22 protein-coding genes, 2 tRNA genes and 1 pseudogene are annotated in these 23,928 nt (G+C 64.5%); 11 read left to right on the top strand and 14 right to left on the bottom strand.

The genetic code is table 11. The features are described from left to right. Positions 1–88 precede the first annotated feature (88 nt). The 3 genes from ACTJI6_RS18940 to betC all read left to right on the top strand — a co-directional run bounded on the left by ACTJI6_RS18940 (position 89) and on the right by betC (position 3,475). Entirely contained in the window at positions 89–964 is an 876-nt protein-coding gene (locus ACTJI6_RS18940; RefSeq protein WP_126156178.1) for a 3-hydroxybutyryl-CoA dehydrogenase, read from the top strand. Between the two features lie 86 nt (positions 965–1,050). Further along, positions 1,051–1,980 carry a choline ABC transporter substrate-binding protein gene (choX, locus tag ACTJI6_RS18945; RefSeq protein WP_440802895.1) on the top strand — a complete coding sequence of 310 codons (930 nt, stop codon included), beginning with the start codon at positions 1,051–1,053 and terminating at the stop codon, positions 1,978–1,980. Then, entirely contained in the window at positions 1,952–3,475 is a 1,524-nt protein-coding gene (gene betC, locus ACTJI6_RS18950) for a choline-sulfatase (RefSeq protein ID WP_440802896.1), read from the top strand. Before choX ends, betC begins: the two co-directional genes overlap by 29 nt. A 36-nt stretch (positions 3,476–3,511) precedes the next feature. Here betC and ACTJI6_RS18955 read toward each other — a convergent pair whose 3' ends face one another. The 6 genes from ACTJI6_RS18955 to ACTJI6_RS18980 all read right to left on the bottom strand — a co-directional run bounded on the left by ACTJI6_RS18955 (position 3,512) and on the right by ACTJI6_RS18980 (position 6,745). Continuing rightward, complete coding sequence (locus ACTJI6_RS18955) at positions 3,512–3,889, bottom strand: DUF2852 domain-containing protein (protein ID WP_440802899.1); 378 nt, start codon at positions 3,887–3,889, stop codon at positions 3,512–3,514. Between the two features lie 105 nt (positions 3,890–3,994). After that, positions 3,995–4,609 carry a TetR/AcrR family transcriptional regulator gene (locus ACTJI6_RS18960; RefSeq protein WP_126156181.1) on the bottom strand — a complete coding sequence of 205 codons (615 nt, stop codon included), beginning with the start codon at positions 4,607–4,609 and terminating at the stop codon, positions 3,995–3,997. Further along, positions 4,610–4,888 (bottom strand): HPr family phosphocarrier protein, encoded by a 279-nt coding sequence (locus ACTJI6_RS18965; RefSeq protein ID WP_126156182.1) that lies wholly within the window; start codon positions 4,886–4,888, stop codon positions 4,610–4,612. It lies immediately after the preceding gene. Further along, positions 4,888–5,307 (bottom strand): PTS sugar transporter subunit IIA, encoded by a 420-nt coding sequence (locus ACTJI6_RS18970; RefSeq protein ID WP_126156183.1) that lies wholly within the window; start codon positions 5,305–5,307, stop codon positions 4,888–4,890. The genes ACTJI6_RS18965 and ACTJI6_RS18970 overlap by 1 nt, the downstream gene beginning before the upstream one ends. Further along, on the bottom strand, positions 5,304–6,293 hold the full coding sequence (gene rapZ / locus ACTJI6_RS18975) for an RNase adapter RapZ (RefSeq protein WP_440802902.1): 990 nt from the start codon (positions 6,291–6,293) through the stop codon (positions 5,304–5,306). Before rapZ ends, ACTJI6_RS18970 begins: the two co-directional genes overlap by 4 nt. Before the next feature lie 41 nt (positions 6,294–6,334). Next, positions 6,335–6,745, bottom strand: coding sequence for an HPr kinase/phosphorylase (locus ACTJI6_RS18980; RefSeq protein WP_440802904.1), 411 nt, complete (start codon positions 6,743–6,745; stop codon positions 6,335–6,337). A gap of 209 nt (positions 6,746–6,954) precedes the next feature. Here ACTJI6_RS18980 and ACTJI6_RS18985 point away from each other — a divergent pair, with 209 nt between their 5' ends. Continuing rightward, complete coding sequence (locus ACTJI6_RS18985) at positions 6,955–8,550, top strand: phosphoenolpyruvate carboxykinase (protein WP_440802906.1); 1,596 nt, start codon at positions 6,955–6,957, stop codon at positions 8,548–8,550. Between the two features lie 66 nt (positions 8,551–8,616). Here the strand turns inward: ACTJI6_RS18985 and ACTJI6_RS18990 are convergent, their stop codons facing one another. The 4 genes from ACTJI6_RS18990 to ACTJI6_RS19005 form a co-directional block, all read right to left on the bottom strand. Further along, positions 8,617–10,605, bottom strand: a complete 1,989-nt coding sequence (locus ACTJI6_RS18990) for a PhoX family protein (RefSeq protein WP_440802908.1) — start codon at positions 10,603–10,605, stop codon at positions 8,617–8,619. A gap of 116 nt (positions 10,606–10,721) precedes the next feature. Continuing rightward, positions 10,722–11,648 (bottom strand): ornithine carbamoyltransferase, encoded by a 927-nt coding sequence (gene argF / locus ACTJI6_RS18995; protein ID WP_440802910.1) that lies wholly within the window; start codon positions 11,646–11,648, stop codon positions 10,722–10,724. Between the two features lie 187 nt (positions 11,649–11,835). Continuing rightward, positions 11,836–13,002 (bottom strand): aspartate aminotransferase family protein, encoded by a 1,167-nt coding sequence (locus ACTJI6_RS19000; protein ID WP_440802912.1) that lies wholly within the window; start codon positions 13,000–13,002, stop codon positions 11,836–11,838. Positions 13,003–13,143: 141 nt separating this feature from the next. Beyond that, the gene (locus ACTJI6_RS19005) at positions 13,144–13,977 is read right to left on the bottom strand and encodes an ABC transporter permease (protein ID WP_440802914.1); all 834 of its coding nucleotides are present in this window, start codon (positions 13,975–13,977) and stop codon (positions 13,144–13,146) included. A gap of 116 nt (positions 13,978–14,093) precedes the next feature. On the opposite strand from ACTJI6_RS19005, the gene ACTJI6_RS19010 reads away from it, so the two are divergent. Next, positions 14,094–14,711, top strand: coding sequence for a GcrA family cell cycle regulator (locus tag ACTJI6_RS19010; protein WP_440802916.1), 618 nt, complete (start codon positions 14,094–14,096; stop codon positions 14,709–14,711). A 72-nt stretch (positions 14,712–14,783) separates the two neighbouring features. Here the strand turns inward: ACTJI6_RS19010 and ACTJI6_RS19015 are convergent, their stop codons facing one another. Continuing rightward, positions 14,784–15,566 (bottom strand): VPLPA-CTERM sorting domain-containing protein, encoded by a 783-nt coding sequence (locus tag ACTJI6_RS19015; RefSeq protein WP_440802917.1) that lies wholly within the window; start codon positions 15,564–15,566, stop codon positions 14,784–14,786. Positions 15,567–15,898: 332 nt separating this feature from the next. Here ACTJI6_RS19015 and ACTJI6_RS19020 point away from each other — a divergent pair, with 332 nt between their 5' ends. The 5 genes from ACTJI6_RS19020 to ACTJI6_RS19040 all read left to right on the top strand — a co-directional run bounded on the left by ACTJI6_RS19020 (position 15,899) and on the right by ACTJI6_RS19040 (position 21,464). Further along, positions 15,899–16,246, top strand: coding sequence for an MliC family protein (locus tag ACTJI6_RS19020; protein ID WP_126156195.1), 348 nt, complete (start codon positions 15,899–15,901; stop codon positions 16,244–16,246). A gap of 79 nt (positions 16,247–16,325) precedes the next feature. After that, entirely contained in the window at positions 16,326–18,044 is a 1,719-nt protein-coding gene (gene metG / locus ACTJI6_RS19025) for a methionine--tRNA ligase (RefSeq protein WP_440802919.1), read from the top strand. 151 nt (positions 18,045–18,195) lie between these two features. After that, positions 18,196–20,307, top strand: coding sequence for a TonB-dependent receptor domain-containing protein (locus ACTJI6_RS19030; protein WP_440802920.1), 2,112 nt, complete (start codon positions 18,196–18,198; stop codon positions 20,305–20,307). 92 nt (positions 20,308–20,399) lie between these two features. Then, the gene (gene rocF / locus ACTJI6_RS19035) at positions 20,400–21,320 is read left to right on the top strand and encodes an arginase (RefSeq protein ID WP_440802922.1); all 921 of its coding nucleotides are present in this window, start codon (positions 20,400–20,402) and stop codon (positions 21,318–21,320) included. A gap of 58 nt (positions 21,321–21,378) precedes the next feature. After that, positions 21,379–21,464 (top strand) — tRNA-Leu (locus tag ACTJI6_RS19040). Between the two features lie 66 nt (positions 21,465–21,530). Here ACTJI6_RS19040 and ACTJI6_RS19045 read toward each other — a convergent pair. The 3 genes from ACTJI6_RS19045 to ACTJI6_RS19055 form a co-directional block, all read right to left on the bottom strand. Further along, positions 21,531–22,163: a VPLPA-CTERM sorting domain-containing protein gene (locus ACTJI6_RS19045; RefSeq protein ID WP_440802924.1), complete on the bottom strand. Its 633-nt coding sequence runs from the start codon at positions 22,161–22,163 to the stop codon at positions 21,531–21,533. A 440-nt stretch (positions 22,164–22,603) separates the two neighbouring features. Then, positions 22,604–22,679: transfer RNA gene (locus ACTJI6_RS19050), tRNA-Ala, on the bottom strand. A gap of 307 nt (positions 22,680–22,986) precedes the next feature. Beyond that, positions 22,987–23,343 carry a hypothetical protein gene (locus ACTJI6_RS19055; RefSeq protein WP_440802926.1) on the bottom strand — a complete coding sequence of 119 codons (357 nt, stop codon included), beginning with the start codon at positions 23,341–23,343 and terminating at the stop codon, positions 22,987–22,989. 392 nt (positions 23,344–23,735) lie between these two features. Here ACTJI6_RS19055 and ACTJI6_RS19060 point away from each other — a divergent pair. Next, a pseudogene (locus ACTJI6_RS19060) lies at positions 23,736–23,928 on the top strand (transposase); the annotation flags it as partial.

Here is a 23,928-nt window from a genome sequence, read left to right on the forward strand (position 1 = left end):
CCTTCAACCGTCCCCCGGGGGGCGGTTTTGCATTGCAGCATCGCACCGCCCGCCCTATCGTCCCGGCCAACGGAGATGAGAGGCGGCCATGGCGGTTCAGACGGTTGGAATTATCGGCGCGGGGCAGATGGGAAACGGCATCGCTCATGTCTTTGCCCTGGCCGGATACGACGTTCTGATGACCGACATCAGCCAGGAGGCGATGGACAAGGCCCTGGCCCTGATCGACCGCAACCTGGAACGCCAGGTCGGCCGCGGCAAGATCGCTGCCGATGACAGGAAGGCCGCGATGGGCCGCATTAGGACGACGCTCAACCTGGCGGATCTGGGCCAGACCGACCTGGTGATCGAGGCCGCGACCGAGCGCGAAACCGTGAAGCAGGCGATCTTCGAGGATCTGGTCCCGCATCTGAAACCCGACACGATCCTGACCTCGAACACCTCGTCGATCTCGATCACGCGGCTGGCCAGCCGCACCGACCGGCCTGAAAAGTTCATGGGCTTCCACTTCATGAACCCGGTCCCGGTCATGCAGCTGGTCGAACTGATCCGCGGCATCGCCACGGACGAGGCCACCTACAAGACGCTCCACGAGGTCGTGGAACGCCTGGGCAAAACCGCCGCCAGCGCCGAGGATTTCCCGGCCTTCATCGTCAACCGCATCCTGATGCCGATGATCAACGAGGCGGTCTATACGCTGTATGAAGGCGTGGGGAACGTCAAATCCATCGACGAATCCATGAAGCTGGGCGCCAATCACCCGATGGGCCCGCTGGAACTGGCCGATTTCATCGGGCTGGACACCTGCCTTGCGATCATGAACGTCCTGCATGACGGGCTGGCGGATACCAAATACCGCCCCTGTCCTCTGCTGACCAAATATGTCGAGGCCGGCTGGCTGGGCCGCAAGACCGGGCGCGGCTTCTATGACTATCGCGGCCAGACGCCGGTTCCGACACGCTGAACGCGGGCGGATGTCGCATTCAGGCGCGACAGCGGCGGGAATCCGTCCCTGACTGTTCCGACAAGCAAGAACCACAGGAGTTGACGATGAAGGCCCTGACCATGATGGCCGCCATGCTGGCGGCGACAGCCCTGCCCGCCTTGGCGGATGATGCGGCGACCTGCGGCACCGTGCGCTATTCCGATCCGGGCTGGACCGACATCACCGCGACCAATGGCGTGGCGGCGGTCCTGCTGGAATCGCTGGGCTATACCCCAGACATCGCCACCCTCTCGGTGCCGGTGGGCTACGAGGCGCTGAAGAACGGCCAGACCGATCTGTTCCTGGGCAACTGGATGCCCGCGCAGCAGAAGTTCCGCGACGATCTGGACGCGGCGGGGACCATCGACGTGCTGGCGCAGAACCTGGAAGGCGCCAAGTTCACGCTGGCCGTCAACAAGGCGGGCGCGGATGCGGGCGTCACGGATTTTGCCGATCTGGACGCGCAGAAGGATGCTTTCGGCGGCAAGATCTATGGGATCGAACCGGGCGCGCCCGCGAACCAGTCGATCCAGGCGATGATCGAGGCCGATGAATTCGGCTTGGGCGACTGGGAACTGGTCGAATCCGGCGAACAGGCGATGCTGGCCCAGGTCAGCCGCAGCGGCGACAGCCCGGTGGTGTTCCTGGCCTGGGCGCCCCATCCCATGAATGAGGCGATCGACATCACCTATCTGTCGGGCGGCGACAAGCAGTTCGGTCCCGATTTCGGCGGCGCGACCGTCCATACCCTGGCGCGCAAGGAATGGGTCGCGGCCTGCCCCAACGCGGCCAGGCTGTTCAGCCAACTAGTCTTCGACGTGCCGATGGAAAACGTGCTGATGGGCAAGATCCTGGACGACGGCGCGGATGCCAAGGACGCCGCAAAGGAATGGCTGGCCCGGAATCCCGACGCCATCGACACATGGCTGGACGGCGTGACCACACTGGACGGCCGGCCGGGCGCCGATGCGGTCAAGGCCGCCGTTGCCGGGTGACACGTTGAAGCCGAATATCCTGATCCTGATGGTCGACCAGCTGTCGGGGATTCTGTTCCCCGACGGCCCCGCCCCGTTCCTGCACGCGCCGAACCTTCGCCGCCTGGCCGAACGGTCCACGCGTTTCGCCAACACCTATACCGGCAGCCCGCTTTGCGCCCCCGCGCGGGCCAGCTTCATGTCGGGGCAGTTGCCGCGCCGCACCCGCGTCTATGACAACGCGGCGGAATTCGCGTCCGACATTCCCACCTATGCCCATCACCTGCGCCGTGCGGGCTACCAGACCTGCCTGTCGGGCAAGATGCATTTCGTCGGCCCCGACCAGTTGCACGGCTTCGAGGAGCGGCTGACAACCGACATCTATCCCGCCGATTTCGGCTGGACCCCCGATTACCGCAAGCCGGGCGAGCGGATCGACTGGTGGTATCACAACCTGGGTTCCGTCACCGGCGCGGGCGTGGCGGAAATCACCAACCAGTACGAATATGACGACGAGGTTGCCTATCACGCCTGCCGCAAGCTCTATGACCTGTCGCGCGGCAAGGACGACCGGCCCTGGTGCCTGACCGTCAGCTTCACCCACCCGCACGACCCTTTCGTCGCACGGCGCAAGTATTGGGATCTGTATGAGGGCGCCCCTGAATTGGAGCCGCCCGAGGCCATCCCCTATGACAAGATGGATCCCCATTCGCGCCGCCTGATGGATGCCTGCGACTGGCGGTCCTTCGACATCACGCCGGATCATGTCCGCCGCGCGCGGCAGGGCTATTTCGCCAACATCACCTATGTGGACGAGAAGATCGGCGAGATCCTGGATGTGCTGGACCGCACCCGGCAGGACGCCATCGTCCTGTTCCTGTCCGACCATGGCGAGATGCTGGGCGAACGGGGCCTGTGGTTCAAGATGAACTTCTTCGAAGCATCAAGCCGCGTGCCGCTGATGATCGCGGCGCCGGATATGGCGCCGGGCCGCGTCGACCGGCCGGTCAGCACCATCGACGTGCTGCCGACGCTCTGCGACCTGGCGGGGCTGCCGATGGACGAGATCGCGCCCTGGACGGATGGCCGGTCGCTGGCGCGGGGCGCGGAACGCGGCCCGGTGCCGATGGAATACGCGGCCGAGGGCAGCGTGGCGCCGATGGTGGCGATCCGCGACGGGCGCTGGAAATACGTCGCCTGCCGTGCCGACCCGGAAATGCTGTTCGACCTGGAAACCGATCCGGGCGAACGCGACAACGTGGCCGGCGATCCCGGCCACGCGGTGCCGCTGGCGCATCTGCGCGTCCTGGCGATGGAACGCTGGGATCTGGACGCCTATGACGACGAGGTGCGCCAGTCCCAGGCCCGCCGCTGGATCGTCTATGAGGCACTGCGCAACGGGGCTTACTACCCCTGGGACTACCAGCCGTTGCAGCAGGCGTCGGAACGCTACATGCGCAACCACATGGACCTGAACGTGCTGGAGGAAAACCAGCGGTTCCCGCGCGGGGAATAGGAAAGGGCCGGTCATCCCGGCCCTTTTTCGTGCGCGTCAGGCTTCGGCCTTGTCGCCGCGGTTCTGCATGAACTGGTCGAATTCCGCCTTGTCCTTGGCCTCGCGCAGCTTTTGCAGGAAGTCCACGAATTCGCGGTGCTCGTCCTCCAGCCGCTTCAGCGTTTCCTCGCGATAGGCGTCGAAGGCGCTGTTGCCGGTGGACGGGGCGTAATAGCGGGCGCGGGTGCGGGCGCTGCAACCAAACATGCGTTTGCTCCAGATCATATAGGCCAGAAGGGCAAGGCCGAGCGGCCAGAAGAACACGAAGCCAAGGATCATGGCGATGATCCAGGCGGGCTTGCCGCGTTCGTCCAGCCAATCGCGGGCGCGGATCAGCAGCCCAGAGACGCGCGACGTGGCGGGATAGGCGGGCATTCGAAAAGATGCGCTGTGCATCTGCGGGGAACCTCCCATGTTAATGTTAATCACATTTACATAGATGGGGAACGGTCGGACGGGATCAAGACCGGGTTTTGAAAATTATTCGCCGATCAGGCCCAGCCCGCGCAGATAGATGAGAGCGCCGCTTTCCAGCATCTCGGATGGGCTGACAGGGCTGCGCCCGCCGGGCTTGCCGCGCGAGAACAGTTCGACCACGCCATGGCTCAGCGCCCAGATGTGGTTGGCGACCATGCGCGCGGGCGGCCGGCGGTCGGCGGGAAGGCGGCGGGCCATGATCTCGGCCGCGTCAATCAGCGCCCGTTGGGCCCGTTCCGACGCGGCCGACAGATCCGCGTTCCCGGCGATGGACAGGCCGGATTCGAACATCGCCATGTAATGGCCCGGCTGTTCGGCGGCGAAATCCAGATAGGCCTGCCCCATTCGCATGAAGGCCGCCAAGGGCCGGGGCTGGCCACCGTCGAAGGCCCGTTCCAGCCGGTCCGCAAAATCCAGGAAACCCTGCCGCGCCACCTCCTCCAGCAGGTCGTCGCGGCCCTTGAAATGGCGATAGGGGGCGGCGGGCGATACGCCCGCGCGGCGCGCGGCCTCGGACAGGGTGAAGGCCAGGGGGCCGGTTTCCTGGATCAGCGCGGCGGTCGCCTCGACAAGCGCCTGGCGCAGGTTGCCGTGGTGATAGGTCTTGCGGTCGGGCACCTACATGCCTTCGCCGAAATAATCCGACACCAGGGATTCAAGCGCATCGGCCAGGGCCACCGCATCGGGACCGCTGGTCGTCACCGTGATCTGGCTGCCGCGCGGCGCGGTCAGCATCAGCAGACCCATGATCGAATCGCCCGACACGGTCATGCCGTCCTTTTCCACCTGGGCCTGGGCGTCGAACCGTTCGACCAGATCCACGAACTTGGCGCTGGCGCGGGCGTGAAGGCCCTTTTCGTTGATGATCGCCAGGCGGCGCGTGATCGGGCCGGTCATCAGAAGCGGGATCCGGTGTCGAACGCCGCCTCGACCGGGACATTGTACGAGTTGATGTATTTCCGCCCCGCCTCCTTGGCGAAGGCCACGGCGTCGGGCACCGGCAGGTGGCGCGATTTGGCCAGCTTGACCAGCATCGGCAGGTTGGCGCCATAGAGGATGGTGCGGTCGCGCACCGCGCAGGCAGGCAGCGACAGGTTCGAGGGCGATCCGCCGAACAGATCCGTCACCACCACCACGCCATTGCCGTCGTCCACGGCATTGGCCGCCGCCTGAATTTCCGCCGTCTTGGCCGCGCGGTCGTGATCGTCCTCGATCGCGACGGCGGCGATGCCGCTTTGCGGACCCACCACATGTTCGACGGCCAGAAGATATTCCTTGGCAAGGCCGCCATGCGCCACGATCACGATTCCAATCAACGCGTTCCACCACGTTCAACAGCGCGCAGCCGGGCCGTTTCCTGGGGCACGCCCGCGGCATCCCCCAGGGAAGACGGCGCCGGGATGCGACGTTCAAGTTCCCTGTGCCTTATTGACACCGGCCAGCCCGCCTTCGCAAGCACGGGGGCTACCTTTTCAGCCAAAGTGACGGAACGATGTTGCCCGCCCGTACACCCGAATCCGACCGCCAGATGGGACTTCCCCTCCTCGACATAGGCCGGAAGTAGAAACAAGATCATCTCGCACACGCGGCTGATGAATTCCTCGAACCGCGAATCGCCCTCGACATAGGTCTGGACCTGGGGATCGCGCCCGGTCAGCGGACGCAGCGCCGGTTCCCAATGCGGGTTGGTCAGGAAGCGGCAGTCGAACATCATGTCGATGCCGCGCGGCACCCCGCGCTTGTAGCTGAAGGAATGCAGCGACACGCTGAGCCTGCGGTCGCGACGGATGTCGAACCACCGGGTCAGTTCGGCCTTCAGGTCGTGGGGCGACAGATCCGAGGTATCCACCAGCACATCGGCCCGCACCCGGATCGGCTGCAACAGGTCGATCTCGGCCGTCACCCCCGCCGAGGGCGCACTGTCAGGCGACAGGGGATGGCGGCGGCGGGTCTCGTTATAGCGCCGCTCCAACACCTCGGGGGCGCAGTCCAGGAACAGCACTTGGGGGGCATAACGGGGATCGCGGGTCAGCTTGTCGATCAGTTCGATCACGTTGCTGGCCGAGAAATCCCGGTTGCGCACGTCCAGGCCAAGCGCCAGCGGCTCGGGGCGGCTTGGCCCGTCCAGCAGGCGCGGGATCAGCGACAGGGGCAGGTTGTCGATCGCCTCGAACCCCAAATCCTCCAGCACGTTGATCGCGGTGGACCGGCCCGCGCCGGACGGACCCGTGACCAGCACCAGCCGCTGCGCCCCGTCCAGGGCGGCAGCGGGGTCATGGGTCTTGATAGGGTCATCGTCCAAGGCGACCATCTTTCCTGTCCGAAGGGGATGCGGTCCGTCCGTCATGCAACGCGCCCGCCCAGCAACAGCTGCCGCAGCGCAGCATGAAGATGCGGACGATAAGGCCCGGTGACAAGAGGCAAGCCCACCCCCAGCACATCATAGCTGCGCGACTGTGGCAGCCGATCCCCAGCCGCCGCGTCCAGATCGACGACCTGCGCGACCCTGACCGGACCGGCGGGGTCGGCGCGCAGGATGCCGATGCCCCGCGCCTCGATCCTGCCCGACAGCACGGGCGGGCAGCTGGCGATAATGTCCGGCCCGTCGCGGCGCAGGTCGGTGCGGTCGTCCGCCACCAGCATCGCCCCCACCGCCATCAGTTCCAGGGCCAGGGTCGACTTGCCCGCGCCCGACGGTCCCAGGATCACCAAGCCGGCGCCGTTCATGGAAATGGTGGTTGCGTGAAGTTGCACTTTCGAATCACCTCTTGGTCCGATCATCCCCAGATTCCGCTAACATCGGGTTGAGAAAGGCGCACCCGGCAGCCTGTTGGCGATAACATTTCCTGTTTCCGCTAACTGTTCGCGCCAACTTCTTTTTTGCCCTTCGGCCCGTGTTATAGGCGCCCCATACTGCTTCACGAAAGTGTCGCAAGCCCATCTGACTGAGGAGCGTCGAGATCATGGCCACCCGCGTAAACCCGAATTGCAAGCTTGAGGACCAGGGGATCGAGGGCCTCGGCCGGGTTTATTACAACCTGCTGGAGCCCGCCCTGATGACCGAGGCCGTCGCGCGCGGCGAAGGCACGCTGGGTCTGGGCGGCACCTTCCTGGTCTCTACCGGCGCGCATACCGGCCGTTCGCCCAAGGACAAGTTCGTGGTCCGCACCCCCGAGGTCGAACACACGATCTGGTGGGAAAACAACAAGCCGATGGCGCCCGAGGCGTTCGACCGCCTGTATGCCGACATGCTGGCGCATATGAAGGGCCGCGACTATTTCGTGCAGGATCTGTTCGGCGGCGCGGATGCCGACAACCGCCTGGACGTGCGCGTCGTGACCGAACTGGCTTGGCACGGCCTTTTCATCCGCCACCTGCTGCGCCGCCCCGAGGCGCAGGAACTGGCCAGCTTCGTGCCCGATTTCACCATCATCAACTGCCCCGGCTTTAAGGCCGACCCGGAACGCCACGGCTGCCGGTCGGAAACCGTGATCGCCCTGAACTTCGCGCGTAAGCTGATCCTGATCGGCAACACCGCCTATGCGGGCGAGAACAAGAAGTCGGTCTTCACGCTGCTGAACTATCTGCTGCCCGCCAAGGGCATCATGCCGATGCACTGTTCCGCGAACCACGCCATCGGCAATCCCGATGACAGCGCCGTCTTCTTCGGCCTGTCGGGCACCGGCAAGACCACGCTGTCGGCCGATCCCTCGCGCATCCTGATCGGCGACGACGAACACGGCTGGTCCGACAAGGGGATCTTCAACTTCGAGGGCGGCTGCTACGCCAAGACCATCAACCTGTCGCCCAAGGCCGAGCCGGAAATCTATGCCACCTGCTCGCGCTTCGGCACGGTGATCGAAAACATGGTCGCCGATCCCGACACGCTGGAACTGGATTTCGAGGACAACTCGATCACCGACAACATGCGCTGCGCCTATCCGCTGGAAGCGATCAGCAATGCGTCCCCCACCAGCCTGGGCGGGCATCCGAAGAACGTGATCATGCTGACCTGCGACGCCTATGGCGTGCTGCCCCCCATTGCACGGCTGACCCCGGCGCAGGCGATGTATCACTTCCTGTCGGGCTTCACCTCGAAAACGCCGGGCACCGAGGTCGGCGTGACCGAGCCGATCCCGACCTTCTCGACCTGCTTCGGCGCGCCCTTCATGCCGCGCCGCCCCGAGGTCTATGGCAAGCTGTTGCAGGAAAAGATCGCCCAGCATGGGGCGTCGTGCTGGCTGGTCAATACCGGCTGGACCGGCGGGGCCTTCGGCACCGGCAAGCGGATGCCCATCGCCGCGACCCGCGCCCTGCTGGCGGCGGCGCTGGACGGCAGCCTGAACGGCGTGCAGTTCCGCAAGGATCCGAATTTCGGCTTCGAGGTTCCGGTGTCGGTGCGGGGGGTCGAGGACAAGCTGCTGGATCCGCGCCAGACCTGGGCCGATCCCGCCGCCTATGACGCCCAGGCCGCGAAGCTGGTGCAGATGTTCAGCGACAACTTCGCGCAATATCTGGACGGCATCGACGATGAGGTTCGCGCGGCGGCCATCGGCTGAACCGGACGGCAGCGAACGAAAAAGGCCGCGCGATCTGCGCGGCCTTTCCTTTTGATGAAGGCGATCTCAGCCGATACGGCCGCCGCCCTGCTTTGTGATCGCCACGACCGCCGGGCGAACCGGCATCGCGTCGTCGAAATCCGGCCAGCGGGTCGACAGATCCTCGTAATAGGACGGGCGGCCGTGGCCTTCCCAATCGTCGCCGCCATCGCCCGGATGCTGGACGGCCACGAAGAAGGTGGTCATGTCCCCGGTGATGCAGGGGCCGCACATCTCGGCCCCCACCGGGACGCGATAGAACAGGCGCGAAGTGCCGCGCGCCGTCCCTTCGGTATCGACCGCCCACAGCCCGTCCGTCCGACCCGTGTCCGACATCGAGTTGCCGTCGGTCGAAACCCACAGCCGCCCGTCGCTGTCCACGGCGGCGTTGTCGGGCATCCCGAACCAGCCGTTCACCGTCGTTTCGGTCGAGAAGGTCGCGCCCACCTCGGCAATGGACGGATCGCCGCATTTCACCAGGATTTCCCAGGTGCCGCTGGTCGCGGTGAAGTCGCCGTCCTGTTCGATGATCTCGATGATATGGCCGAAGGCGTTTTCGGTTCGCGGGTTGGCGGCGTTGGCTTCCTCGCGCTTGGTGTTGTTGGTCAGCATCACATAGGCGCGGCCGGTGACCGGGTTCGGCTGGATGTCTTCGGGGCGGTCCATCGGCGTCGCTTCCAGCAGATCGGCGGCGCGGCGGATCTCGATCAGGACATCGGCTTGGCTTTCGAAGCCGTTCTCGGCGGTCAGCGGGCCTTCGCCCTGGACCAGCGGCAACCATTCCGTGCGGCCGTCGTCATGGAAGCGCGCGACATACAGCGTGCCCTCGTCCAGCAGGTCCATGTTCGCGGCGCGGTCCTCAGAGTTGTATTTGCCCGCAGTCACGAACTTGTAGACATAGTCGAAGCGTTCGTCGTCGCCCAGGTAGAAGACCACCCGGCCGTCCTTGGCGACGACGCTTTCCGCGCCCTCGTGCTTGAAGCGGCCAAGCGCGGTGCGCTTCTTGGGTGTCGAGGCCGGGTCCATCACGTCCACCTCGACGATCCAGCCGAAGCGGTTGGGCTCATTGGGGTCTTTCGACACGTCGAAACGCTCGTGATACTTGCCCCAGGCATAGGTCGCCTCGGGGATGCCCAAGCGTTCGTAATTGGCAGCCTCGGGGTGGCCTTCGAGCAGTTCGCCCAGGAAATAGCCGTGGATATTCTCCTCGGCCATGATGTAGGTGCCCCAGGGGGTCACGCCGCCCGCGCAGTTGTTGATGGTGCCGAAGACCTTGCGGCCCGAAGGATCGGCCACGGTTTGCAGACGCGCATGGCCCGCCGCCGGGCCGGACAGTTCCATTTCGGTCTTGGCGGTAATGCGGCGGTTCAGCGCGCCGTCCAGCACCGGCTGCCACTTGCCGTCGACCTTGCGGATCTCGATGACGGTGCCGCCATGGGCCGCCATCTCGATATTGACGCGGCTCTCGTCCGCCTCGGCCACCTCGATCTCGCCATCCTTGATGGTGACGATGCCGGGAAACATCAGGTGTTCGTTGGTGTATTCGTGGTTCACGACCAGCAGGCCCCGATCGTCCGCGCCGTCCAGCGGGATGAAGCCCACGAAGTCGTTGTTGTATCCGAACTGGCGTTCCTGCGCGGCCTCGGACTGGTTCGTCGGATCGAAGTCGGGCGCGTCGGCGAAGACCTTGTCGCCCCAGCGCAGCAGCACGTCGGCGTCATAGCCCTGGGCCACGTGGTGGTCCGCATCGACGCCCGCCGTCACCTCGGGGAAGTCGAAGGCCGAGCCTTCGACGCGGCCCTGAGCCTGGGCGTCCGTCGCCGACAGCAGCGCGATGGGGCTGACCGTGGCCGAGATCGCCGTCACCGCCATCGAGCCTTTCAGGAAGCCGCGGCGCGAAAAGCGGGCGGCGATGATCTCGCCCATGGTGCGGTTCTGGGTGGGGTTCAGGCCGGGGCCGTCGGCCTCTTCCAGCTTGCTGGTGCGGAAGATGTTTCGGGTTTGCTGGTCACGCATCGCGCTCTCCTGGCTGGTCGTTTGGGCCGCTTGGCCGGTCGGACAGCGAGTAGGGGCGCGATGCGACAGCCATGTGTCAGAACCGTGAAGGTTTCCTGACCCGGCCCCCGGTGGCGTCAGACGCCCAGGCACCACCGCATCACGGCCTTCTGGGCGTGCAGGCGATTCTCGGCCTCGTCCCAGATCACCGAATGCGGGCCGTCCATGACGGCGCTTGTCACCTCGTCCTCGCGATGGGCGGGCAGGCAGTGCATGAACAGCGATTCCGGCCGGGCCTGGGCCATCAGCGCCTCGTTCACCTGATAGCCGCGCAGCTGGTTGTGGCGGCGTTCCTTGGCGGATTGCGGATCGTGCATGGACACCCAGGTATCGGCGATGACCAGATCCGCGCCTTCGACGGCCTTCGCGGGGTCGCGCACGATTTCCGCGCAGACGCCCTGGGCGCGGGCGAACTCCAGCGCCTGGGGTTCGGGGTCAAGCGTGGGCGGGCCGCTGAAGGTGAAGTCATAGCCGAACTGGCCCGCGCCGTGGATCACGCTGGCGCAGACATTGTTGCCGTCGCCGATCCAGACCACCTTCTTGCCCGCAATGGGACCGCGATGTTCCTCGAAGGTCATCACGTCGGCCATGATCTGGCAGGGATGGGTGCGGTTCGTCAGCCCGTTGATGACCGGAACGGTGGCGTATTCCGCCATCTCCAGCAGAGTCGCCTCCTCGAAGGTGCGGATCATGATCAGGTCGACATAGCGCGACAGGACGCGGGCGGTATCGGCGATGGTCTCGCCATGGCCCAGCTGCATTTCCTTGCCCGACAGGACCATGGTCTGCCCGCCCATCTGACGCACGCCAACGTCGAAGCTGACGCGGGTGCGGGTGGACGGCTTTTCGAAGATCAGCGCGACCATCCGGCCCGCCAGCGGCTGATCGTCGTCGGGCGCGCCCTTGGGGCGGTCGTTGCGGGCGGTCTTCATGCTGCGCGCCTGGTCGATGATCGACCGCAGTTCCGCCTTGTCGGTGGTATGGATGTCCAGAAAATGCTTCATCTTTGTGGCTTTCGCGATTTGGGCAAGGAAGCCCGCTTGGCTGGCCGGGGTCAAGGGGGGGCGCTGCCCCCACGCGCGTGCCGCGCGTTCCCCCGGGATATTTGGGCACAGAAGATGCAGCTATCGTCGGCGTGTCATCAGGCGGCAGGGATGGATCCCGCCGCCGATGCCGTGTCTGGACGCAACGTCAGTCAAGGCTGGCCGCCGCGCGGTCGAGGCGCGCCACCGCCTCGGCGATCTCGTCGTCGGTGATGTTCAGCGGCGGCAGCAGGCGCAGGGTGTTGTCGGCGGCGGGCACGGTCAGCAGATGCTGGGCATAGCCCGCCTTGACCAGATCGGCGGGCGCCAGCTTGCATTTCAGGCCCAGCATCAGGCCCTGGCCGCGCACGGCTTCGAACACGGTCGGATGAGCGGCGACCAGACCTTCCAGCTTTTGCCGGAACAGGGCGGCCTTGCGGTTCACCTCGGCCAGGAAAGCGTCGGTGGCGACGATCTCCATCACCCGCGCGCCCACGGCACAGGCCAGCGGGTTGCCGCCATAGGTCGAGCCATGCGTGCCCGCGACCATCCCGGCGGCGGCTTTCTCGGTCGCCAGCACCGCGCCCAGGGGGAAGCCGCCGCCGATGCCCTTGGCGACCATCATGATGTCGGGGGCGATGCCTGCATATTCATGCGCGAACAGCCTGCCCGTCCGGCCCATGCCGCATTGCACCTCGTCCAGGACCAAGAGCGCGCCGGATTGGTCGCAGAGCGCGCGGATTTCGCGCAGGTCGGCGTCGGGCAGCGGGCGGATGCCGCCCTCGCCCTGCACGGGTTCCAGCATGACCGCCGCCGTCCTGTCGCTGATGGCGGCCTTCAGCGCGTCCAAATCCCCCCAGGGCAGCGTACGGAAACCCGGCATCAGCGGGCCGAAGCCCTTGGTCATCTTTTCCGACCCCGAGGCCGCGATGGCGCCGGTCGAGCGGCCGTGGAACGCGCCTTCGAAGGTCAGGATCTCGATGCGATCCTCGCCCCGGTCGGACCAGTACTTGCGGACCATCTTGATCGCCAGTTCGGCGGCCTCGGTGCCGGAATTGGTGATGAAGGTGGTGTCGGCGAAGGTGTGTTCCACCAGCAGGTCGGCCAGCCGTTCCTGCTGCGGGATCTGGTACAGGTTCGAGACATGCCAGATTTTCCCCGCCTGTTCGGTCAGCGCTGCGACCAGATCGGGATTGGCATGGCCCAGCACGTTGACCGCGATTCCCGACCCCAAATCCAGGTATCGCGTGCCGTCCGTGGCGATGGCCCAGGCCCCCTCGCCCTTTTCGAAGGCGATGGGTGCGCGATTATAGGTCGGCAGGACGTGCGAAATCATAGGGGACTCCCCGATTGGCAGGACTGGATGTGAAGGCAGGCAAGATCGGACGGTGACGAAACGTCAACGTCGGGGACGGGCGATGATGGCGGTCCGAACGATCATGGTTTCGGCCATAGCGCCGATTCGGCCCCCGCGCAATCACGCTTTCATCCGATAGCCGCTTTTCAGCCAGCGCCAGGCCAGCCACAGCACGACGGCCACGGCGGCGACGCAGACCAGCAGCCCCCGCCAGACCGGGGCGTCGCTGACCCCGGTGACGCCGAAGCGCGCCCCGTCGATCAGGTAGAAGACCGGGTTCCAGTGCGACAGGGTGCGGAAGGGTTCCGGCAGGGCCTGGACCGAATAGAAGGTGCCCGACAGGAAGGACAGCGGCGTGATGACGAAGTTGCTGATCGCCGCCATCTGGTCGAACTTCTGCGCCAGGATCCCCGCCAGGATCCCCAGCCCGCCCAGCAGCAGCGCGGCCATCAGCACGAAAGCCAGCGCCCACAGCGGATGGACGATGCCTCGGCCCGTGACGATCACCATGCCGGTGCCGATGACCAGGGCCACCAGCCCCGCGCGCGCCACCGACCCCGCCAGATAACCCGCCAGCAGCTCGCCCGCCGACAGGGGCGGCATCAGCGTATCGACGATATTGCCCTGCACCTTGGCCGAGGTGATCGAGCTGGAGGTGTTGGCGAAGGCGTTCTGGATCACTGTCATCATCAGGATCCCCGGACCCAGGAAGACCAGGTAGGGCAGGCCCATCACCTGCCCGCGCCCCTGCCCCATCGCCAGCGCGAAGATCAGCACGAACAGCGCCGCCGTCATCAGCGGCGCGAAGACCGTCTGCTGCCAGACAGCCATGAAGCGCATCACCTCTCGAACGGCCAGGGTTTGCAGGCCCAGCCAGTTCACGCGGCCGAAACGGCGCACGCCCATGGCCGGAAGGGCGGGGGCGGACGGGTCGATGGGAATCAGGGGCGGCATCCGGCGGTCCTTGAATTTCTGGCGCTAGGCGGCTAAATCTCGGCATCCCGTTTCTGACGGGGGCAATCGCAGGTTTCAAGATGGGGCGGCGCAGGGGCGCGCCCGGAAAGGCAGTCATGTCCTGGACGGATGAACGCGTCGAGACGCTGAAGCGGATGTGGTCCGAAGGCCAGTCGGCAAGCGCCATCGCCAAGGAACTGGGCGGGGTGACCCGCAACGCCGTGATCGGCAAGGTTCACCGCCTGGGCCTGTCGAACCGCAACGAGGAAGCCGAACCGGCGCCCGCGCCCGCCGCCCCCGAACCCGTCGCCGAAAGGAAGGCGGATCGCAAGCCCGCCCCCGCGGCCCAGGCCCCCCGCCCCGAGCCGCAGCCCGAACCTGCCGCCGCCCCCGCGCGCGAGGAGCCTGCCGAGGAAGAACCCGTGTCCCCGCCCGTCTTCACGCCCGTCCCGCGCCGCCCCATCGTGCCTGCGGGCCAGCCGCTGCCGCCGCAGCCCTCGGCCAACGAGATCAGCCCGGAGACCCTGGCCTCGGTCCGCGAGGTGGAAAAGCGCGCCCGCAAGCTGACCCTGATGGAACTGACCGAGCGCACCTGCAAATGGCCGATCGGCGATCCGGCGACCGACAAGTTCTGGTTCTGCGGCTTGCCCAGCCAGGCAGGCAAACCCTATTGCGAGGCCCATGTCAGCGTGGCGTTCCAGCCGATGAGCTCGCGCCGCGACCGGCGTCGCTAGTGGCGACAAAGCCCTCTGCAAAAAAGAAACAGGCGCCAGCGATGGCGCCTGTCGCGAAGATAAGGGGCGGTTTCAGGCTGCCTTGCGACGACGCCGGACCAGTGCCAAGGCACCGGCGCCTCCGGCCAGAAGCAGGGCCGATGCCGGCAGCGGCACAGGAGCAACCGGCGGCAGCCCGCCCTCGTCGATAAGGGCATAGCGGACCTCGCCCCCGAACACGAGGTATTCGCCAAGGCCGTTGCCCCAGAACGAGATCGACTTGAAGGAGCCGGTATCGTCGAAGGCGCCGACGAAAATCTCGTTGACGGATCTGCTGCTCGTTTTTTGCGATGGGAACAGTCCGTCTGCTGCAGTGGAAGCGGAGGCGACGGTCTGCGGGGTGCCTCCGTCGAAGGAAATGAACAATTCCGTAACCGGATCGAAGCAGCAGGTCGCCCAATCGCCCACTTCGAAGCCGATCGCGTTGATGGCCGTGTCGAAGGTAAGCGTCACGCCGGATTTGAAGTAGTCCAACGGATTCGTACGAACACCGACGTCAGAGCCTCCGTTATTGCGGGCAGGGCTGATATCCGTCACTTTGCCCGACAGATCACCATAGGTGGTGCTGGACAGGAACCCGCCGTTGTTGCGCGTGATCGTATAGTCGCCCCGGTCAATCAATGTGCCGCTGGACAGGCTCGTCCAGGTATCGACTTTCACCGTTCCCCCGGCCGCGGTCGCGGTCGCGTCGAAATCCGCGCGTCCCCCCGCGACATCGTCGAAAACGGTATAGGTCGTGGCTTGGGATGCCGAGGCACCGGCCCAGACAAGAGCGGCGGCCAAGGCGACCTGCTTAGCATGTGTTGTCGCAAACATTCAATACCTCCAAATGAACATCGCCTCTGGAGTCATCCGAGACTTGGAATCACAATAACATATTCGTCACGAGAATAAACGGTTTTGAGAGGCCTCGATTTTTTTACAATTCAAAGGATTAGAAATCAGCATTATTCAATTTCAGATTGAAAAGTCGTTTCATAGCGTGAAATCCTTAGGCTATTTCATGTCAGTCGTAGCTATGAGGAATAAACCCTTCCAAAATCAGCGCGCTCTTGGGGGACAAGGCTGCCAAGCCCGGATCCGGGTCGGATATTGCCTGGGTTCGGCCGGACCCTTACACTTGGACACCCATCCAAGTCGAGGCTCCCATGATCCGCACCGCCGCCAGTATCCTTTCGGCACTCCTTCTTGCCGCCCCTGCCACCCAGGCGACCCAAACCAGCGTCGCCCTGCCGCTGGATGGGGCCACCTTGCAGATTGTCGGCTTCCAATGCGGCAAAGGCACGGCGTTCGATGTGCAATACCTGAATGCCGGACCCAACATGCTGGCCATCCTGCCGATCGACGGCCAACAGCGCATCTTCGTCAACGTGATCTCTGGCTCGGGTGCGCGTTATGTATCGGGCCAGTATGAATGGTGGACGAAGGGCGGCACGGCCACGTTGTCCGACGCGATGTGGGACGGGTCGCGCCAGGAATGCGTCGCGACCCGCTAGACCGGGCCGTGCCCGACGGACCTGCTTTCAATCGGCGGTCAACGGATCTACATCGGCGTCAGTATAAAGGACGCGACCCATGGCCCGCCATCTCATCACCTCTGCCCTGCCCTATATCAACGGCATCAAGCATCTGGGGAACCTCGTCGGATCCCAGCTTCCCGCCGACCTTTATGCGCGATACCTGCGCGCGCGGGGGCACGAGGTCATGTTCATCTGCGCCACCGACGAACACGGCACCCCGGCCGAGCTTGCCGCGGCGAAGACGGGCGAGGCGGTCGCGGATTACTGCGCGCGGATGCACGCGGAACAATCGGCGCTGGCGGCGGGCTTCGGCCTGTCCTTCGACCATTACGGCCGCTCCTCCAGCGACCGCAACAGGGTGCTGACCCAGCATTTCGCGGGCAAGCTGGCCGATAACGGCTATATCGCCGAGGTCAGCGAGAAGCAGGTCTATTCCGTCGACGACGGGCGCTTCCTGCCCGACCGCTATATCGAGGGCACCTGCCCCAATTGCGGCTATGACAAGGCGCGCGGCGACCAGTGCGAGAACTGCACCAAGCAGCTTGACCCGACCGACCTGATCAACCCGCGCAGCGCGATTTCCGGCAGCACCAACCTGGAGGTGCGGGAAACCAAGCATCTGTATCTGCGTCAGTCGGCGTTGAAAGGCCAAATCAGCGACTGGATCGACAGCAAGACCGACTGGCCGATCCTAACCACGTCCATCGCGCGCAAATGGCTGGACGACGGCGAGGGCTTGCAGGACCGCGGCATCACCCGCGACCTGCATTGGGGCGTGCCCGTGAAGCGCGGCGACCAGCCCTGGCCGGGGATGGAGGGCAAGGTCTTCTATGTCTGGTTCGACGCCCCCATCGAATACATCGCCGCGACCGCCGAATGGGCCGATGCCCATGGCCAGCCCGACAGCGCCTGGCGCCGCTGGTGGCGCCGCGACGAAGGGGCCGAGGACGTGACCTATACCCAGTTCATGGGCAAGGACAACGTGCCCTTCCACACCCTGTCCTTCCCGGCCACGCTGATCGGCTCGGGCGAGCCGTGGCGGATGGTCGACTACATCAAGTCCTTCAACTATCTGACCTATGACGGCGGGCAGTTCAGCACCAGCCAAGGGCGCGGCGTGTTCATGGACCATGCGCTTGAAATCCTGCCCGCCGATTATTGGCGGTGGTGGCTGCTGTCCCACGCCCCGGAATCGGGGGACAGCGAATTCACCTGGGACAATTTCCAGCAGTCGGTGAACAAGGATCTGGCCGATGTGCTGGGCAATTTCGTCAGTCGGATCACCAAGTTCTGCCGTTCCAAATTCGGCGAGACCGTGCCCCAGGGCGGCGATTACGGCCCCGAGGAAATCGCGCTGATCGAGGCCCTGACCGCGCGGATCCGCACCTATGAGGCCCTGATGGCCGCGACCGAAATCCGCAAGTCCGCCGCCGAGCTGCGCGCCATCTGGGTGCTGGGCAACGAATACCTGCAATCGGCGGCGCCCTGGTCCACGCACAAGACCGACCCCGAAAAGGCCGCGATGCAGGTGCGTCTGGGCCTGAACCTGATCCGGCTTTACGCGGTGCTGTCGGCGCCCTTCATCCCCTTTGCCGCCGACGCGATGCTGGCCGCGATGCAGACCGACGACCGCGCCTGGCCCGACGACGTGGCGGCGGCGCTGACCGCCCTGCCCCCCGGCCATGCCTTCGTCGTCCCGGACGTGCTGTTCGCCAAGATCAGCGACGACCAGCGCGCCGAATGGGAGGACCGTTTCAAGGGCGTGCGTACATGAGCAGCCCACTGTGCCCCCAAGGCCACAGGGCCGGCGTTGCCCGTTCCGTGCGACTTGAGAAGAGAGGCAGCGGCGATTAATCCGAGTTAAACACCCAGGATGCGGTTCAGCAGACCCAGGCAACTTGATCACCTTCAGTCCTGGGTTCCGCATGACCAAATCCGCTTTCTTTCGCCCCAAGGCGACCCGCCTTCCCACCCTGCTGCTGTCCGCCTCGGCCTTGTGCAGCCCTGCTTTCGTGCAGGCGCAGGAAACCGGCGCGACTGTCCTGGACGAGATCGTCATCACTGCGGGCGGTTTCGAGCAGACCGTCCGAGACGCCCCTGCCAGCATCTCGGTCATCACTGCGGAAGAACTGCAAAAGGGCAGCTTCACCAGCCTGACGGATGCGCTGCGCGAGGTGCAGGGCGTCGTGACCACCGGCGTCGCCAATGAACAGGACATCTATATCCGCGGCTTGCCGGGTCAGTATACGCTGATCCTGGTCGACGGAAAACGCCAGAACACCCGCGATGCACGGACCAACGGCAGTTCGGGCTTCGAGCAGAGCTTTATCCCGCCGGTCGCCGCCATCGACCGCATCGAGGTGGTTCGCGGCCCGATGTCCTCGCTTTATGGCTCGGATGCGATGGGCGGGGTGATCAACATCATCACCAAGCCGGTCGCGGACGTCTGGTCAGGCTCGGTCAGCGCCGAGACGACACTTCAGGGCGAGGACGGGTTCGAAAACAGCCGCCAGGTCTCGGTTTATGCGTCGGGTCCGCTGATCGCCGATACGCTGGGCCTGCAGGTCTGGGCCCGCAAGTTCGACCAGGACGCCTCGTCCATCGAGGACGGCCCTGACGCTTCGGACGATTACGATGCCGGCGCGCGCCTGACCTGGCATGTGGACGACAGCAACCAGGTGCTGCTGGAGGCGGGCCGCACCCAGATCTCCAGCCTTGCCGCAGACGACCTGTCCTATCGCGACAACGACCGCGATCACTGGTCGCTGACCCACAAGGGCAGCTTTGGCGACATCGACACCGAGGTCAGCTTCGCTCAGGAAATCGGCGAACGGACAAGCTACAACCGGACCGCGCTGGACAGCGCCTTCGTCCAGAACCTCCGGTCCCCGCAGGTGCGCAACTCGGTCCTGGATGCCAAGGCCAATCAGGGCTTCGAATGGAATGGCCAGCACAAGCTGACCTATGGCGGCCAGTTCATCCGGACCACCATCAAGGACCAGAACCCCGGCGCGCAGGCGGACCTGCCTCCCGACGCGCGCTATGACGAGAAATTCACCCTGGACGAATGGGCGCTGTTCGCCGAGGACGAATGGCGTCTGCGCGACGACTTCGCGCTGACGCTGGGCATGCGCTACAGCGACCATGAGCTTTACGGCGGCCATGTCACGCCGCGTATCTATGGGGTCTGGGACGCAACCGACGCGCTGACGATCAAGGGCGGCATCTCGACCGGGTATCGCGCACCCGATATCCGCACGATCACCCCCGGCTATGCCTATACGACCGGCGGCGGCAACTGCGCGCGCAATACTCCGCCTTCTTGTGGCGTGATCCTGGGCAATGACGATCTCGATCCCGAAAAGACGACCAATATCGAGATCGGCGCGGTCTATGAGGGCAGCACATTCACGGTCGGCGCGACCGCCTTCCACACCCGGTTCAAGGACAAGCTGCAACAGAAGATCCTGGAAAACCCGGATGGCACCCCTGTCCTGTGGACGGATGGCCCGCAATACACCGCGGCGGACGGCAGCCTGCAATATTACCGGATCTTCCAGAACTTCAACGTGGACAAGGCCGAGATCACCGGGCTTGAACTGACGGGCGACTGGTCGATCACGCCGACGCTGAACGCCCGCGCCAGCTATACCTATACCAAGTCCAAACAGAAATCGGGCGAATTCGACGGCTTCCCCCTGGCCCGCACGCCCGAGCACATGGCCAGCCTGCGCTTCGACTGGACGACGCCCGTGACCGGCCTCGACACCTGGCTTTCGGCCAATTACCACGGATCCGAGATCGCCTCGGGCCTGCGGATCGGAAGCAACGGCGCGCCTGTCACGATCAACGGCGTCGAAGGCCGCAAGTATTCGGGCTATACCACTGTCGACATCGGTGCGAATTATCAGGTCACCGATACTGCGACGCTGAACGCCGCAGTCTACAACGTCCTGAACGAGGAAATCCGCACCAGCGAGTTCAACACCGTGCTGGAGGGCCGTCGCCTCTGGCTGGGGCTGACTGCCCCGTTCTAGGCGGCGCCTTATCGGCAAGATATGACACCCGGTGCGTGGACATTCCCGCACCGGGTGTTTTTTATGAAGGGGCCAACACGGAAAGGCCCGACATGACGCATTGCATCCTTCTGGGCGCGCCCATCGACGAAGGCCAGCGCCGGCCCGGCTGCCTGATGGGGCCTGCTGCCTATCGCGTCGCCGGGCTGGCGCAGACACTGACAGCCCTGAACCACCAGGTCGAGGATCGCGGCGACGTGCAGCCCGGCCCCGCCCCTGACGCGACCTGCGCCAATCCCGCCGTCCACCACCTGCCGCAGATGATCGCCTGGACCGAGGCGCTGCGCGACGCCACAGCCCAGGCCTTGCAGGACGGTTTTCCGATCATCATGGGCGGCGATCACGCTTTGGCGCTTGGCACCGTGGCAGGGGCCGCGATCCATGCGCAGCGGCAGGACCGCCCGCTGTTCGTGATCTGGCTGGACGCCCACAGCGACATCCATACTGTCGAGACCACCACCTCGGGCAACCTGCACGGCACACCCATCGCCTATGCGCTTGGCCTGCCGGGATTCGATCCCTTCCCCCCCTTTCCCCATCCGGTGCCGGGCCAGAACATCTGCATGTTCGGCATCCGCAGCGTCGATCCGGCGGAACATGCCGCGCTGCTGGCCATCGACATCACCGTGAACGACATGCGAGTGCTGGACGAACAGGGTATCGTCGCGCCTCTGCGCGCGTTCCTGGACCGGGTCCGGGCGGCGAACGGAATGCTGCATGTCTCGCTGGACGTGGATTTCCTGGATCCCTCCATCGCCCCCGCCGTCGGCACCACCGTCCCTGGCGGCGCCACCTTCCGGGAAGCGCATCTGGTCATGGAACTGCTGCACGAATCCGGCCTGGTGACCTCGCTGGACCTGGTCGAGCTGAACCCGTTCCTGGACGAACGCGGCCGCACGGCCAAGCTGATGGTCGATCTGGTCGGCAGCCTGATGGGCCGCAAGGTCTTCGATCGCCCAACCCGCAGCTTCTAGCGCCGCACCGACTGAACCGCTTGCCAATCCGCCCCCCGCCCGCTAGCGAAACGATGGCGCGGGCGTGGCGGAATGGTAGACGCATGGGACTTAAACTCCCTGGGGCGCAAGCCCGTGCGGGTTCAAGTCCCGCCGCCCGCACCACAGCCTTTCCGCAGGAAAATCCCCGCCCGGTCCAACCCGGCGGGGATCCCCGGACTTAGCCTGCTGTCAGGCCCGGTTCCTGCGGCGACGACCCGCAAAACCGATCCCGGCCATGGCGCCGCCCAACAGCAGCGCCGAGGCGGGCAGCGGCACCGGCGCGATCGTCACGTTGTCGACAAAGCCCCCCAGGCTGTTGTTGATGCCGGTGGCGGCAAAGGTCAGCCGCAGCACATCCCCGGCATTGACGCTGAAGTTGGTGGCGACCTCTTGCCAGCCCGCAGGAAAGACTCCGTCGATCGAACCGCTGATCAGGCCACCCAGCGAATAGTCGATGCCGTTGTCCGTCGGCGTCGTCGTGCGCGGCGCATAGTAGAACGAGAGACGATAGATGCCCGCCACCGCGAAGGTAATGTCCTGATACATCGACGAATTGTCGTCGCTGTCCAGTTCGACATACCAGTTGCCGTCCTGCGCATCATGGGTCGTCAGCGTGCCATTGTCCTGCAACTCGATTCCCGAACCGGAACCCTTGGTCCAGCCGGGAATCGTATCATAGACACCGAACGAACCCCGGTTGAGACCGCCGCCCGCCAGGCCCGATACATCCTCGAAGCTGCTGTTCACGACGGTCGCCGCCGAGGCCGCCCCCGCCAGGCAGACAACCGAGGCGGACAGCGCCGCCATTGTTCTGATTATCATGCAACCCTCCCTTCCGTGATACCGATACAGACAGATCGGCTGGCCGTCCCGGAGCGAACAGCCTGGTTCACCCTACACAGTTCCGGGGATTCGGAAAAGAAGTTAACGGCCCTCGGGCCATGGTCCGGCCGCCTGGGGCGATCTGGTGCCGGTGAAGGGCGTAGTTAGATCAAATCTAACCAGCGCCCTCTGCAGATCTTTCTAAACTTCTCAATACCTTCGTCAGCCTCCGTCCTAGCCGGTTGCTGCTGATGTGTGCCTAACAAACGTGAAGTGTGTGCTTTTGTAGACTGACAATGCGCCAGTAGGCAAACGGTTTTTTGCCGAGAGAACGTGAAAGGCCACCGCCTACGGGGCCGAAAGGGGCGATGCTCTCTGGCGCAGCTACGCCTCCCGCGTTCTCAGAGATGGTTCTTATGGGTGCATCGTCATGAATTTACTGGTGGAGCCAAGGGGAGTCGAACCCCTGACCTCTTGAATGCCATTCAAGCGCTCTACCAACTGAGCTATGGCCCCACCGGAGGTCCGCCGCGTCTTTCGATGTGGCGTGCGGGGTCTATAGGGGGGTGCGCAGCAGGGTGCAAGGGGAAAATTCCGGCGCGGGGAAAGATTGTCGCCCGACCTCCGATCCCCCGAAAGGCGGCCGGATCAAGGGCTTCGGGATCGCCGTGACAAGGGGTCATGGGGGGACATGGTGGGCGGTGAAGGACTGCCCACCACGCAGTCAAGCCGTTGATATTGCGTCCGCTGCTGCGTGCGCGGGTTGCGTTGTGTTACACTTGTGTGTCTCACCTCCGGCTGTCTTGCGCAAGTGCGGCATATTTCACTCGCACATCATCGACGGCTTCCGAAAGTCGACCACTGTATAGCTACCCTTGGAGTTGCGCTGTCCGATAAGTGTGTAGTTACAAGTTTGGGAGGCAATCCCGCCGCTTGTTGTGGCAGTGCCGTTAACCCAATTGCCTGTCGCAGTGGCGTTGTAGGTTGTAGTTTGCGGCATGGCGATATTCTGCGTCATTTGCCACATAAACGCCCTACGACCATCAGGCAGGTCCATCGTCGCATCAGGAACACCATAGTCCATCGCTGCTTCGGTGATGTCCTTGCCAAGGTACGACTGCATGATCTGCGATGCACAACCCGACAGAAAAAATGCAAACACGATAGCGAACCACCTCATAATCAACCTCTAAGCAAATTCTTCACGGCAGCGTTACCACATCCCACCCATTGTCAAAGAGGTTTTTCACTGCGTAAAAAATCCGACATATTTTTGTGCGGGGGCATCTATCCCCTCTGGGCCACAGCACCTCCCCCATAGCCCCACCCCAACTGGAGACAGCAGCTAGATGTGGGAAAAGATTACAAGCGATCCCGTAGCGACATACGCAGCCATCCTCTCAACCCTGACTGCTTTCATTGGAGGGGGCCGTGCTGTGTTGCGCTGGCTTCAATCGGGGCCGCAGGCATGGGCAGCGATCATCAACCCTAGGGAGGTCCGCAGCCTTAGGGTCAGGACCCATTGATTGTGACCTTGATCGGTGCTTCAGGAGGGCACAGGAGGCCCCACTGATGAGCAATCTTTTCTGGCTGAGTGACGCGCAGATGTCGCGCCTTGCGCCGTTCTTTCCCAAGAGCCATGGCAAGCCCCGCGTGGACGATCGTCGCGTTCTGAGCGGCATAATTTGATCAATCGCAATGGGTTGCGGTGGTGCGATGCGCCGAAAGAATACGGCCCGCCTAAGACCCTCTACAACCGATGGAA

Origin of the sequence: Paracoccus sp. 22332 (assembly GCF_052045125.1) — a bacterium.
Classification (GTDB): domain Bacteria; phylum Pseudomonadota; class Alphaproteobacteria; order Rhodobacterales; family Rhodobacteraceae; genus Paracoccus; species Paracoccus haematequi_A.